A 15428-nucleotide genomic window follows, 5' to 3' on the forward strand; every position below is an offset into this window, starting at 1 on the left:
TTAACCATTGGGTTGTTAATTATTTTTTCTATTTTTGTTCAGCATTAGTATAATAGAATTTATGATACATCAAACTTTTTTAATTAAAATCAGTATAATCATATATAATATATAAATGACACCTAATAATTAAATTTTTTATAAGTAATATTACGTATTTACATTTTGTGGTTTTTACTAATTTTTTTCGCGATTTTTAACTATTAAATTTGATACCGGATTTATATTTGACATATATAAGCAACATAATCAGTTTAGAAAAAAATTATCGATGTTAATAAAATGTTAATTATTGTTGAATGAATATAATACTTACTTTATAATTTGTTATATTTGCGTAAACGACAACCATTATGAAAAAATTCTTTACTTTAACCATTATAATTTTCTCTCTATTTAATCTTACTATTAAAGGTCAAGAGGCAGATACATCCAATACAAAATACAAGGATATGGGTGTTGCTGTTTCACCGGCTTCCATGCATTTAAGTATTAAACCAGGAACAACTGTAACCAAAGAAATAACTATAAACAATGATTCTAAAACAGTTAAAAAATTCAATATCGGTTTTACAGATTTTATTGCTGACGAGAATGCAAAACCTGTTACGGCTTCAAAAGATTCAAAATACGCAATGTCAAAATATATAAATATTGTTCCTTCTTATGTAGAGCTTCAGCCTTACGAAAAAACAAAAATAAAATTAATTATTACAATCCCGGATACTGCAGATTTTTCAGCCTGGACAATCGTAACAATTGACCAAACAGCCGACAGGCCAAAACTTGATCCTGTTAAAAACGATAAAAGCATATCGATGGGTATTGTTCCCAGTATTGGATTCGGTGTATATGTTTACCAAAATCCTCCCAATGTTAAAACTAACAATGTTGAAATTTTAAACTTTTACATTGATAAGGATAAAACAGACCCAACTAAAAAGAATTTCATAATGAAAATCAAAAATACTGGCGATGGTATTGGATATAGTACTACATATGTTGAGCTTGTTAATTTAAGTGACGGAACAAAAACACGTTTACCATCTCGTAATTTTACAGTATTGCCACAATTTTCAAGGTACATTACATTCAAATTTCCAACCGATTTAAAAGCTGGAAAATATTCTGCTTTAGGAGTTATTGATTTTGGAAGTGAAGATATTATAAATGGACAAGAATTAGAATTTACATATCCATAAAAATAAATTATAAATAAAAATAAAGTTCAATTAAAACACACTAAATGAGAGAAAAATGAGAAAAGTAAATACTTGTTAAGATTTATGCAGGCGTAAGTTCTAACAAAGTTTACTCATTACTTTAAATGAGTTTAGAAATTAAAAAAAGAATTAAATATTAACTAAAACAAACTATTATGAAAAAAATTCTCCTACTTACATTGTTCCTTGGAATGATCGTAGTAAGATCATTCGGACAGTTAGTTGACGAACAAAATGTAACCATTACCTTGGATTTGCAACCTGTTCTCCAACTTAACATGACAACTCCAGATCAAATCGATTTCGTATTTGATCAAATACCCGAATACTATGGCGGTGAAATTAAATATGCAGGTACTATTCTTCAGGTAAGCTCAACTGTTACCTGGGATCTTTGGGCAGTTGGCACATCACAAACAGCTCAGGCAGCAGGTGGATTATATTGGGATTTACAAATGCCGTATAACCAAGGTGCTGGTGGTATTAATGCGCTAACTACTATTCCTTTATCAGCATTAGAGTTACATCAATATCCTGTAAATGCTTATATTAATACTGCAACTGATGACTATAGCGCTCAGTTTGTAGCAAATACAACTCCTCAAACTGACCAAGTTGCTACTAACAGTATTTTTGAATCAGCTACTCCATACACTGCTCCAGTACTTGGCAACAAATATATCATGGGTGATGCTGGTATAGCAGCAGCAGGTGTTGGTGGCGTTCCTGGCGGAAGTTATTTAGCTAACGGTTCTAACTCAGATTACTATATCACTATTGACTATAGAATTTTACCTGGATTACCAACAGTTTTCCCAATGGCTACTGATATTACTGGTACAACAAACGAATCAATGGATGTTGCTCCAGCTGTAAATGCTGATGCATATGCTGCTCCCGGTGTTTATACCATGGATGTTAAATATATTTTGGCAGAAGATCAATAAAAACTATATGAAATTTTAAAAAGAGGTTATCCAATAAAAAGATAACCTCTTTTTATTAAAATAAACTTAAATTTAAAAGAACTATATATTATAAATACACGTATAATTATAATTAATAAGAACCCATGACAATCTTTTAATTTGGTGAAATTTTTACTCAAATATCTATTCTTTCTTTTTCTTTTGTTTAACACATTAGATATTCTCGCACAAGTAAAAATTTCAAAAAATTCAAATACTTCAATAAAATCAACTATCACAACCAGTTTTACCAATGATGACCTTTTATTCAAGAAAGGTGAAATTATTTCGAATGTATTAAAAGTAAAAAATAATACCAGCACTCCCGTTAAGTTTTACGTCGACCTTTCTGTTCCTGATGATTGGAAAACTTTTAATAAAAACACAAAGTTATATTCCTTAGCTTCAAATGATTCTATCTTCATTCCTTTACGCATCATTCCAATGGAATTATCAAAAGGCAGTACAAAATTCATGATTAGTGCCCTGATATCAAGTTATGAAGGAGAACAACTCGGATATTCTTTCTTCTTAGCTCACACATTTAAAGACATAAAATGGACCATGGATGTAATTCCTGATGTTCATCTGTATTTTAAAAATAATTCCAACTTAATAAATTTTTCAATATATCTTGAAAACACCGGAAACGACAAACAGGATATTCAATTATCATTATTAAATAAATCAAAATATTATTTGATTACTGATACAGCCGGAAAAGCACTTACAAAATTAAGCAGCACTTTATCGCTTGAAGCAGGAAGTGACACTACGATGAATTATATAGTAAAGAATTTCGCACAAGATAGAAATCTTAAAATGATTGATTTTGAAACTTACAATCCTTTTCTATCCGAAGAAGTTAGAAAATACACTATGTATGTAAATTCATGCGTACCCGGGAAAACAGAAAATTCAAGATTTAGAGTATATAGAAAGTTAGACTTTTATAAACTTCCCAACTACGAGAAGGTAAATCCATATAGCAGCAATGTTATTCCTATCATTATGGATATGAATGTATATAACTTGGTTTCAGGGAATCCAGTTACCAACCTAATGTTACGGGGAACTACACAATTAAATGATAATGCAAGCTTAAGTTATTCCACACAAACCACATTCTCACCTGACTATGTGAAATTCTCAGATTTTAATAACACTCCTTTCTATCTTGGATACTTTCATAAAAATTATAATATCGAAATTGGCGATATAGGCTTTCTGGGAGCAAAAGGAATCAGATCGATGTTAAACCTGAAACATCATCAAAAAATTGAATTACATTATTCTGCTTCTCCAGTATTTTCTACTTCACCAGATAGAGCAAATGCAGGATTGCGTTATAATTGGCAGATTAAAAAAATTGGAACGGTTAATTTTTTATATGATTACATAACTTACAACCAGCAAAATAATTTTAAATCAAATTCAAATAATGCTCAAATTAATTTTAGTTTTCACTTATTAAAAAAACATTCATTTACATTAAGCGCTGGTGAAAGCAGAAACTATTTTTTGTCAAATAATGCTTCAACCATTAATTATGGATATCTATGGGGCGTGGGTTACGGAAGTCACTTCTTTAAAAAACATCTATATACAAATGCTAATGTGCAATACACATCCAACAATTATCAAAACTACTCATTTACCTACTTACATAATAATGAAAAAATTAAAGCATATTTGAATAACCGTGTAATGCTAAGCAAAAACACAGCAATTGACTTATCAAATAATTATTTCAAATATGCGACTAACACTATAATAAACGGAAGCAATAATTATTATAATTCAAATTTTCTGAATCAACTTTCTATATCAAATAAAAATAATTCAGGATTCAATTTTTCATATTTCGGATTTTATAATATTCTTCAGGCCGATACTTTTAAAAGTAATTCACGAGGTATTGGATTTAATACAAGCAAATATGATATTGAAAATAATAAACGAAATTCTATCAATTTAAGGACCGGGTATATTAAAGCACTTGATTATGTTGATACAAAGAACTATTTCTTTATACAATTTTCAGCCCTTTCACAATATCGTACATTAAATTTTCAATTAATGTATAATTACGGGAATCCGTATGTAACAAGATATTTTGTGTCTGGTTACCAAAATCAACATTATCAACAATATTTAAAATTAAGTTCAAGATACCAATACATTTTTAAAAATCCACGTTTTGTTGCTTTGCCTTTCTTTAGTTATGCATATTCAAACCTTACAGGTTCAAAAGTTAATCTAAATCCTGAATTAGATTATTTCACACGTACCGGATGGCGATTTAAAATAATTGGAAATTATTATTTTGCTGTTTCTAAAAAACATAATTACTTCTATAACTATAATTATGTTAGTGAAGAAAATCCTACCAATAATGTTTATTCTAACTTTAATCTATCTGTTGGCATTCATAAAAACTTCGGTATTCCATTACCATCAAGAAACCCATTATATAATACTACAAAGTTCATTGTTTTTATTGATGTAAATGGTAATAACAAAATGGATAAAGAAGAATCGCCACTTGAAAATGTGGTTATTGCTGTTGACGGAAAACAAGTAATCACAAACAGCAAGGGAGAGGCAATTCTTGAAAACATGAAAGTAGGCACTTATGTGTTTAAAGTATTATCACTTGAGGATCTAAATGGATGGTTCCCTAAAAAAGAAGATTCTTTAATGATGGTCAAAAAATATAACATAATGTACATTCCGTTTTCTCGAGGTGTTAAAATTTTTGGAAATGTAAGCGTAGAACGTGACCCAAATTCGCCAGCAGCTAAATCTCCACTCGACTTATCCCGCATTAAAATCAGTGCATCCGATGGAAAAGTATACAACACTCTTACTGACGAAAAAGGATTCTACGAATTATTTTTACCTTTTGGAAGCTATGTATTAACAATGGATGAAAATATTTTAGGCGAAAAGTTTAAGTTGCTTCAAAATAATTATCAGCTTCAAATTAATGATTCTCTTAATAATTTATTTATCCCATTCCATATTATTGAAAAGAAAAGAAAACTTATAATAAAACATACTACCGAATTGAATTATAATCCAAATGATACAATAACTACTAAACCATATAATAATATAAACATTACAACAAATACAAATACTACTAACAATAACACAAATACTAATGCCAATACTAATGTAAATAATACCAATAATACAACAACTGTAAATGATACAAAGCAAAATCAGAAAGAACTTCTTGATTATTTAGAAAACCTGAAGAAAATTAAAGCAATTGCTACAACCATATCTGATAAATGCAAACAAATTGCTCAAGCAAAAGAAGTGGAAGCAGCAAATATTGCTAAAAAAGCAGAGGCCATTACTAACCAAAAAACTAAACAGAAAGAACTTGCAAAAGTTAAAACTCTTCGTTCTGATATTATTCTGTTGAATAAAAAATCGGAAAGCGCTAAAACTATTGCAACCGATATTCAAAAAGAATTAGACAAACAAAATATTAAAGTTAACAACAATTATATTAAAGAAAATACAAATAAATTAATCTACCTTTTATTAAATGAAAACAATACAAATAACAAGTTTAATTTAGAAGATATAAAATCTGTATTAGATGAAAATAAAGATGTTATTCTGCCAGATGATACAACAGTAAAAAAAAAAGCAATAAAGAATAATATTAAAAACACGAACAACAATAAAATAAACGAACAACAAAATAACAACATAATAAACAAAGTAAAAGTTAACAGTTCTGATAGTATTAATAACTTAATTTTTAATAATTATATTGATAAAGAAAAACTTGATAATTCAAATATTGAAAAGACAAAAGCATTTATTAAAAATTCAGTAAAGCCATCAGAAACAAAAGGATTGTTTTTCACAGTTCAAATAGGGGCTTACAAAAAACTAGATATTGCAAAATTTGACAAAGTGAATAATGTGCTGTTAGAAGTAATTGAAAATAAAATAAGAGTATGTTCCGGAAAATTTGATAACTTTTTAGAAGTAGATGCACTCAAGAATTCATTAAATAGTTTAGGATTTACTGATGCCTATGTTGTAGCATATTATAATGGTAAAAAAATTACAATGAAAGAAGCAAAAAGCATCTATTATAATAGATTTAGTAAATGAGAAATTCGTTAATAATATTATTGTTTTTTACATTGATTTTTAAAACACTTTTTTCTCAGAGCGTTTCTGTTTCTGTTACTAAGTTATATTATAATGTTGGTCGCGGCGAAAACAATATTCAGACAGTTACATTAAAAAATAATTCTACAAACAAGCAATCTTTTCAAATAACTTTTTGCGGATTTGAATCTCCTGGAAATAAAGGAAAAACAGTATTGATAACAGCTGATACAAACAAAAATTCATGTGCTAAATGGTTAAACGTAACTCCATCATCTTTTATTTTAAACGCAGGTGAATCTAAAGATATTAGTGTTGAACTCAAATTGCCTGATATACCTGAAGCAGAAAAGACAAAATGGGCGGCAATGCAAATAATCGCTCGCAATGATAATGATAAAGAACAAAATACAGGCTTGGATGTAACAGAAAATATGAAAATAATAGTTCATATTTTTCAGACACCACCCAACTTAAAAATGAATAAACTTGAGATAACAAATTTTGAAAATAATGATAGTAATAAAACAATAATTCTAGAAGTAAAAAATACAGGTGAAACAATTTTGATTTGTAATTCATCCGTAGAGTTTAATAATATAATCACAAATAAAAAACAAAACGTTAAATCGAAACCGTTTACATTATTGCCAAACACTTACAGGGAAATTGATTTTGATTTGCCCGATAATATTGAAAAAGGAAAATATTTAGTTACCGGTTATGTAGAATACAACAATAATGATAATGTTTTATCTGCAAAACAAGAAATTGAAATAAAAGAATAACGATATTTATGAAAAAAATAATTACTTTTTTATATTAAAAAACATGAAAAGAAAATATCTTTTGTTGTGCTTATATATTGTTTTATTTATTTTACTTAATAATAAGCTATCTTATTCCCAGGTAGGGATAGGAGCAACACAGTTCACTCCTGATGCCAGTTCCATGCTTGAAATAAAAGCAGCTAATAAAGGTCTTTTAATACCAAGAGTGTCGCTGACCTCAATAAATGATGTAACAACCATACCAAGCCCAGCAACTTCTTTAATCGTTTATAATACCAATGCGTCAATGACAGGAGGTTCTGTTGGTTTTTATTATTATAATGGAACAATATGGGTTATGTTGGGAAGCGGTTCATTAACAAATTCTCATATCTTCGTTGGAAACGCCAGTAACGCAGCTACTGATGTTGCTATGACTGGCGATGTTACCATAGATAATACCGGTGCTACAACTGTAAGCAAAATTAATAATACTTCGTTAGCCGGGTTAGCTACTGGTTTACTCAAAAATACCACTGGTACAGGTATCCCTTCAATTGCTATTGCTGGTACTGATTTTATGGAGCCTTCTAGCTCTTTTAATCTAGGTACTACATCCATTCCATTGAACAGAGTATCTGCACCTCAATCATTAACAGGAATAACAAGTATTGATGGCAGTGCTGCAAAATGGTCTACTGCCCGTTCCCTCGCTGGCAACAGTGTTGATGGGTCATCTGATGTTGCTTTTGTTAATAATTTTATAGTTCAGGGAACTTCTGATGCAGGACTAAGCGGGGCTCAGTTTCTTGGTTCCCTATCGAATGGATTATTAAAAAATACAACAACAACAGGTGTTTTAAGTATTGCGACTGAAGGTATAGATTATGAATACCCTCTAACTTTTTCAAATGGATTAACCCGTTCAACTAATGCAATCACGTGGGGAGGCACTCTTACAGGAGCTACCAGTATTGACAATTCAACATATGCTTTAACTCTTGGTGGTTCTTCAGCAACTGGAACCATTACTTTGGGTTCAAGTATCGGAACCGGACAAACAGTTAATATAGGATCTGGAAATACTACTGGCACCGATATCATCAATATTGGTACAGGAACAGCGACTACCGCTAAAAATGTAAATATTCAAACTACTGCTCCGGGAACTACTACTATTGGTAACACAAATGGAACCACAGCCTTAAATTTAAAAGCAGGCACAGGAAACCTCACTGTTACAACGCCAACAAGTGTTTTTCAAACCAATACGGCTACTGATGATCAAATTCAACTTACTCCTTCTACAGGAGGAGCAGCAAAATATGCAGGAACTGTTACTTCCAATGACCTCACGGCTGCTAGAACCTGGACGTTTCCTGATGCAGCTGGTACAATACCCCTTATATTAAACAAAAATGTTAATCAAGTTACTGTTAACAGTTCTAATGCAGAAACTGCTGTATACACTTACACCGTTCCTGCTGGTATATTAGGAACAACTGGTGGGGTACGTATTACTCTTTATGGTACATATTTAAATAGTAGTGGAGCAGCTTCATCTCTTACTGTAAGAGTTCGTTATGGAGGAATTGCAGGAACTATAGTAGCACAGACAGGTGCCTTTAGTAACGCAAATAGTGCTGCAATTAAAAGTGCTTGTATTGAAGCAGTAATAAATAATCTTACTGTAAATTCTCAAACTTCCATATTAAATACTTTTATTAGCACAACTACTAGCCCCCCAGCAGGAACTAATACATTTACAATAACATCTAGGACAACAGCAGCTGCAGCAACTGGTGCAAGTTTCGATCTGGTTGTTACTGTTCAACATAGTGTTAATAATGCAAATACAACTTTTACAAAAGAGATAGCCATACTAGAATTATTACCTTAAAAAGTTAAATAGTTCTTTTATTATACTTCTTAATTTAAATAGAAATTATTATAAAAAATAAACGAACCTTCAAGAAAAAATATAAATTTTTTAAGATTTACAAATAATTGTTATTTTATATTAACATTAAATTTTTATTAAATAATAAAGATTATACCTTATAAAGTAACTTTTATTAGTATCTTTGAACCAGATGAATAGAAGAAATAATATACATATATACATACTATTCATAATTACTATTATCCTTGTATTTGGTAGTAATAGTTCCTATTCCCAAGTTGGAATAGGAACTACTCAATTTACACCTAATTCAAGTGCCATGCTTGAAATTCAATCCAACAATAAAGGTATTTTAATTCCCCGTATTGATTTTAATCTAGCACCTGCAACACCTGCAAATGGCTGTTTAATTTATGTAACTGCTAACGGGCCATCAGGAAATAATGCATTTTATTATTTCAATGGAACTACATGGGTAAAGTTACTTGATGTTACTTCTCCTGGTGCAACTGGTATTACCGGTGCTAACGGCGTAACTGGGGAAACAGGCGCTGTGGGGTTAACTGGGGCTAATGGAATAACAGGTCAGACTGGAGCTAACGGTATTACTGGTGCCAATGGCGTTACCGGTGAAACTGGTGCTGTTGGTTTAACCGGGGCTAATGGTATTACAGGTCAGACTGGGGCTAACGGTGTAACCGGAGCTAATGGCGTTACCGGTGAAACTGGCGCTATTGGATTAACAGGAGCTAATGGAATTACAGGTCAGACTGGCGCTAACGGTATTACTGGTGCTAATGGCGTTACCGGTGAAACTGGTGCTATTGGGTTAACCGGGGCTAATGGTATCACAGGCCAGACTGGGGCTAACGGTATTACAGGAGCCAATGGCGTTACTGGGGAAACTGGCGCTGTTGGGCTTACTGGTGCTAATGGTATTACCGGTGCTAATGGAATAACAGGTCAGACTGGGGCTAACGGTGTAACTGGAGAGACAGGCGCTGTGGGGTTAACTGGTGCTAATGGTATCACAGGACAGACTGGCGCTAACGGTGTAACCGGTGCTAATGGCGTGACTGGCGAAACAGGCGCTGTTGGATTAACTGGTGCTAATGGAATTACAGGACAGACTGGCGCTAACGGTATTACGGGTGCTAACGGCGTAACTGGAGAGACAGGCGCTGTTGGGTTAACTGGTGCTAATGGAATAACAGGTCAGACTGGGGCTAACGGTATTACCGGTGCTAATGGCGTGACTGGGGAAACAGGAGCCGTTGGATTAACTGGTGCTAATGGAATAACAGGTCAGACTGGTGCTAACGGTATAACAGGTGCTAATGGCGTGACTGGGGAAACTGGTGCTGTTGGGCTTACTGGTGCTAATGGAATAACAGGTCAGACCGGGGCTAACGGTATAACAGGAGCCAATGGCGTGACTGGGGAAACTGGCGCTGTTGGATTAACTGGTGCTAATGGAATTACAGGACAGACTGGCGCTAACGGTATAACAGGAGCCAATGGCGTGACTGGGGAAACAGGCGCTATTGGATTAACAGGTGCTAATGGAATTACAGGTGCTAACGGCGTGACTGGTGAAACTGGCGCTGTTGGGTTAACTGGCGCTAATGGAATAACAGGTCAGACCGGCGCTAACGGTATTACGGGTGCTAACGGCGTAACTGGAGAGACAGGCGCTGTTGGGTTAACTGGTGCTAATGGAATAACAGGTCAGACTGGGGCTAACGGTATTACCGGTGCTAATGGCGTGACTGGGGAAACAGGAGCCGTTGGATTAACTGGTGCTAATGGAATAACAGGTCAGACTGGGGCTAATGGTATTACAGGAGCCAATGGCGTTACTGGAGAAACAGGTGCTTTTGGATTAACTGGGGCTAATGGAATAACAGGTCAAACTGGTGCTAACGGTATTACTGGGGCTAATGGCGTGACTGGGGAAACAGGTGCTGTGGGGTTAACCGGAGCTAATGGTATTACTGGTCAGACTGGAGCTAATGGTATAACCGGTGCTAACGGCGTTACTGGTGAAACTGGCGCTGTGGGGTTAACTGGTGCTAATGGAATTACAGGAGCCAATGGCGTGACTGGGGAAACTGGTGCTGTTGGTTTAACCGGGGCTAATGGAATAACTGGTCAAACTGGGGCTAACGGTATTACCGGTGCTAACGGCGTTACTGGTGAAACAGGCGCTGCAGGAGTTATTATTATTTACGAATATAAATAATTGTAATTATTATATTTCATGAAATTTTTCATAAACACATTATTCTCAATTTTTATTTCTATAAACTTGAATGCCCAGTTTTTAGGAAATGAAGGTTTCATGGGTGTTGCACCGGGAACTGTTATTTCATATGGTGGCGATTGGGAAAATAACGGCTTGCCAAATGTTGGTAAAGGAAAATTTGTGTTCTGTGGAGCCGGAGCTCAAACCTTAACAGGAACTACAACCTGGGAATATTTAGAAATTGATAATCCATTAGGCGTTACTATAAATTCAGGTGATCAGTATATTCATGCAATATTATATCCAACTAATGGAACATTTACTACAAACGGACTTCTAACTTTACTATCAGCTTCAGGACAAACTGCACTCATTGCAGGCACAGGTACAGGAGATATTTCGGGCGATGTAAATATACAGCGTTACCTGGCTCCCGACAGTGCTTTAGGATATAAACACTTTGCAACTCCATTTGTAGGAACCGCTGCCGGTGCCGAAATTACACAATTCAGTTCTTACATGGATTTAATTACAGGAACTACAAGCGATGATCCTTTCCCTACTTTCTGGCAATATGACGAAACCAACACTAATGTATTATTCGATAGCGGATGGATCGCTCCTACTACAGCCATTATGCAACCAATGGTAGGATATACTGCTAACTTTGGCTCGGACCCTGCAAATACGCAAACTGTATCATTAACCGGAAGTGTAAATAATGGTGCAATAAGTATTCCTGTATACTATAGTAATTCAGGTAATGCGAATTCTGACGGATGGAATTTTGTTGGAAATCCTTACCCCTCGCCAATCGACTGGGATGCCCCGGGATGGACAAAAACAAATGTTGTAAATGGTTTTTCGATATATAATGCTACCGGACAATATACCGGATATTATGGTTGTTATTCGGGAATAACAGGACTTGGAACACATAATACAACCAACCTGATTCCTTCGATGCGTGCCTTCTATGTAAAAACCACAGCCAACGGAACATTAGGTGTTACGAATAGTGTAAGAACATTAGACCTGAATCCAAATCCTTATTTCGCAAAGAAAACCCCTAAATCAAATTACAAATTTTTACATCTTGATGTTGCTGAGAATGCGGCTAACAGTACTCCCGACGATTTATTTATTTATTTCGATTCGGATAATCAAACGCCCGGTATTACCAAGCTTTGGAATACCGACCTTCATATCCCGAATATTTTTTCTATAAACAATTCTAATGATTATCTGGCAATAAACCGCATGAACGATGTTAACGATTCGGATGTGGTAGTGCCTATTGGCCTGTATGTAAGGAATAACAATACTTACAAAATAACAGCTTCTGATATCAGTAACTTTTCTGCTGAAACAAAAATTTATCTTCTTGATAAAAGCATGGGTGTAACACAAGATTTAACATTAAACCCTGATTATTATTTCAACTTCAATGTTAATGATGCACCCACCGGAAGATTTTATATTGTATTCTCAATAAAAACTGATATTAATGAACCTTCAAATTATAATCAGGATTTATTCTCAGCTTACACAAACGGCAACGAGTTATTTGTAAATTATTATGGCGAAAATCAAGGTCTGATTTGCATTTACAATACTTTGGGACAACAATTGCACAACGGCAAAGTAAATAAAGGCATAAACAGTTTTAATTTTAAATTAAGTCATGGGTATTATTTTATTAAAGTAATATCTGATGATAAAAGTTCAACAAAAAAAATATATTTCAATAATTATTAATGAACCCTTGGAAATTACATAGTAAGTTCATCCGATTACTTTGCATAGCGATACTCTTCTTTGCAAGTAATAAATCATTCTCCCAAGGTAGTGGCGGCCCAACGCCAACATCAGAATCGCTTACATTCGAACTTAAAACAAATCCAACTGTTGATTTTGTATTTAATACATACTCATCATTCTTAAGTGGTATTACAAAATTTAATGTTTTAACTTTAAATGTGCTTGCAACAGGTGTGCAGTGGGATATGTATGTAAGCGCACAATCAACCAGTACAGGATACTGGGATAATGTTGTTTTTTATACTTCCAACGGTGAAGACAGTATTCCAACTACCTTGCTTCAGGTAAAAGTCAGCGATGCAAATAACACTCCCAATGCTTTAACATTTTTCCCTGTTCCCGACAATACTGCACCTGCATATATTATAGGAACATCAAATATTGATGCAGCTGTAAACTGTGCTTTGGGAAATCATACAAATGTCGAAGGTTCGTATATAACAACTCCTTCGTGTTATAAATTTAATGTTGATTTCAGAATAGTTCCGGGAATAAATAACTACAGATCGGGATTATATTCTTTAAATGTTGAATTTACTTTAATTGAGGATTTATAATCTTTTCCAGAATTACCTCTGCTAATATCAAATCTTTCTGAGTAGTTATCTTAATATTGTCACTGCTGCCCTCTGTCAGGAAGATCTTATGTCCCAATTTCTCAACTACTGTAGCATCATCGGTAAATTGCACATCAAAATCTTGTTCATATGCCTGCTTTAAAATTTTTCCTGAGAAACACTGAGGTGTTTGAATTGCAAATACTTTTTCTCTGTTAATAGGTTTTGAAGAATGTTCCTCTACATATCGTAATGAATCGTTGATCCTGGTGCAGGGAACAGCATTACCATTTTTTTCGGCACATTTAAAAGCTTTTTCAATAATTTCTTTTGAAACGAAAGGTCTTACTCCATCGTGAACAGCAATCAAACATTCCTCTTCTTTTATTTGTGCTAACCCGTTTTTTACCGAATGAAAGCGGTTTCCTCCGCCTGAAACCAAAGTATGCTTTATATTAAAATTATATAATTCGCACAGGTTTTTCCAATAGCTTTTTTGCTCTTCAGGCAAAACAAGAATAATATTTATTAATATATCGTAATTTTTGAAAGCTTCTAAAGTCCTCATCAGAATTGGCTTTCCGCTTATGCAAATAAATTGTTTGGGAATTTCTGATTTCATCCTTATTCCTAAACCACCAGCAGCTATGATAACATATTTTTTCAAATAAAGAATATTATAAAAAAACCTGTCGTTGCTGACAGGTTGTGAATCTTTATAAAATCAACATCGCATCACCATAGGTGAAGAATTTATACTTTTCGGCTACAGCTTCTTTATATGCTTTTTGTAAAAAATCGAATCCTGCAAATGCTGAAACATGCATCATTAAAGTAGATTGTGGCAGATGCAAATTTGTAATCATTGAATTAGCAACACTAAAATCGTAAGGAGGGAAAATGAATTTATTAGTCCATCCATTATATGATTTCAGGAAACCACCAATGCTGGTAGATGATTCAATTGACCTGGAAACAGTTGTTCCTACAGCACAAACACGTTTTTTGCTTTCTTTTGCTTTATTCACAATGCCTGTAGTTTTTTCGTCAATAATAACCTGCTCTGAATCCATTTTATGCTTTGAGAGGTCTTCAACATCCACGCTTCTGAAAGTACCAAGACCAACATGTAAAGTTATATCAGCAAAATTAACACCTTGCAATTCTAAACGTTTAACCAGTTCGCGGCTGAAATGCATTCCTGCAAAAGGAGCAGCAACAGCACCTTCATGCTTTGCAAAAATGGTTTGATATCTTTCTTTATCTTCGGGTTCTACCGGACGTTTAATTAATTTAGGAAGAGGCGTTTCGCCTAATGTTTCTATTGTTTTTTTAAATTCATGATAAGGTCCATCGAATAAAAAACGTAGTGTTCTTCCTCTTGATGTAGTATTATCGATAACTTCAGCAACAAGAGTATCATCGTCGCTAAAATATAATTTATTTCCGATTCTTATTTTTCTTGCGGGATCAACCAAAACATCCCAAAGACGTGCTTCATGATTAAGTTCCCTGAGAAGGAATACTTCAATTTTAGCTCCTGTTTTTTCTTTAGTACCATACAAACGTGCTGGAAATACTTTAGTGTTATTGATAATCATTACATCACCATCACCAAAATATTTTAACAAATCACTGAATAATTTGTGTTCTATTTTTTGTGTTTTCCTGTCTAAAACCATCAATCTGCATTCGTCACGGTTTTTTGAAGGATAGCTTGCAATCAGTTCTGGAGGTAAGTGGTATCTGAATTCGGATAATTTCATATTGAGGGTCAGCTAGTTAGAAAAAATTAATA

Annotated in this window: 10 protein-coding genes; 8 read left to right on the top strand and 2 right to left on the bottom strand. The window is 33.6% G+C overall.

Annotation, left to right across the window (positions count from 1 at the left end; all coding sequences use genetic code 11):
• The first annotated feature begins 353 nt into the window (after window positions 1-353).
• The 8 genes from PKK00_12030 to PKK00_12065 all read left to right on the top strand — a co-directional run bounded on the left by PKK00_12030 (window position 354) and on the right by PKK00_12065 (window position 13630).
• Window positions 354-1202, top strand: coding sequence for a hypothetical protein (locus PKK00_12030; GenBank protein ID HNW99128.1), 849 nt, complete (start codon window positions 354-356; stop codon window positions 1200-1202).
• Window positions 1203-1378: 176 nt separating this feature from the next.
• Window positions 1379-2170: a hypothetical protein gene (locus tag PKK00_12035; protein HNW99129.1), complete on the top strand. Its 792-nt coding sequence runs from the start codon at window positions 1379-1381 to the stop codon at window positions 2168-2170.
• A 183-nt stretch (window positions 2171-2353) separates the two neighbouring features.
• Window positions 2354-6334: a hypothetical protein gene (locus PKK00_12040; GenBank protein ID HNW99130.1), complete on the top strand. Its 3981-nt coding sequence runs from the start codon at window positions 2354-2356 to the stop codon at window positions 6332-6334.
• Window positions 6331-7122: a hypothetical protein gene (locus PKK00_12045; protein ID HNW99131.1), complete on the top strand. Its 792-nt coding sequence runs from the start codon at window positions 6331-6333 to the stop codon at window positions 7120-7122. The genes PKK00_12040 and PKK00_12045 overlap by 4 nt, the downstream gene beginning before the upstream one ends.
• A gap of 43 nt (window positions 7123-7165) precedes the next feature.
• On the top strand, window positions 7166-9004 hold the full coding sequence (locus tag PKK00_12050; GenBank protein HNW99132.1) for a hypothetical protein: 1839 nt from the start codon (window positions 7166-7168) through the stop codon (window positions 9002-9004).
• Window positions 9005-9197: 193 nt separating this feature from the next.
• Entirely contained in the window at window positions 9198-11249 is a 2052-nt protein-coding gene (locus PKK00_12055) for an S-layer family protein (protein ID HNW99133.1), read from the top strand.
• 18 nt (window positions 11250-11267) lie between these two features.
• Window positions 11268-13010, top strand: a complete 1743-nt coding sequence (locus tag PKK00_12060; protein HNW99134.1) for a T9SS type A sorting domain-containing protein — start codon at window positions 11268-11270, stop codon at window positions 13008-13010.
• Window positions 13010-13630 carry a hypothetical protein gene (locus tag PKK00_12065; protein ID HNW99135.1) on the top strand — a complete coding sequence of 207 codons (621 nt, stop codon included), beginning with the start codon at window positions 13010-13012 and terminating at the stop codon, window positions 13628-13630. The genes PKK00_12060 and PKK00_12065 overlap by 1 nt, the downstream gene beginning before the upstream one ends.
• On the opposite strand, the gene PKK00_12070 is transcribed toward PKK00_12065, so the two are convergent.
• Window positions 13608-14297, bottom strand: a complete 690-nt coding sequence (locus PKK00_12070; protein HNW99136.1) for a 2-C-methyl-D-erythritol 4-phosphate cytidylyltransferase — start codon at window positions 14295-14297, stop codon at window positions 13608-13610. The two genes, PKK00_12065 and PKK00_12070, sit on opposite strands and share 23 nt — an antisense overlap.
• Before the next feature lie 49 nt (window positions 14298-14346).
• A complete protein-coding gene (gene queA, locus PKK00_12075; protein ID HNW99137.1) occupies window positions 14347-15396 on the bottom strand; it encodes a tRNA preQ1(34) S-adenosylmethionine ribosyltransferase-isomerase QueA in 1050 nt (349 codons plus the stop codon).
• Between the last annotated feature and the right edge of the window lie 32 nt (window positions 15397-15428).

This window comes from Bacteroidales bacterium (assembly GCA_035353855.1).
In the GTDB taxonomy this organism is placed as follows: domain Bacteria; phylum Bacteroidota; class Bacteroidia; order Bacteroidales; family CG2-30-32-10; genus DAOQAK01.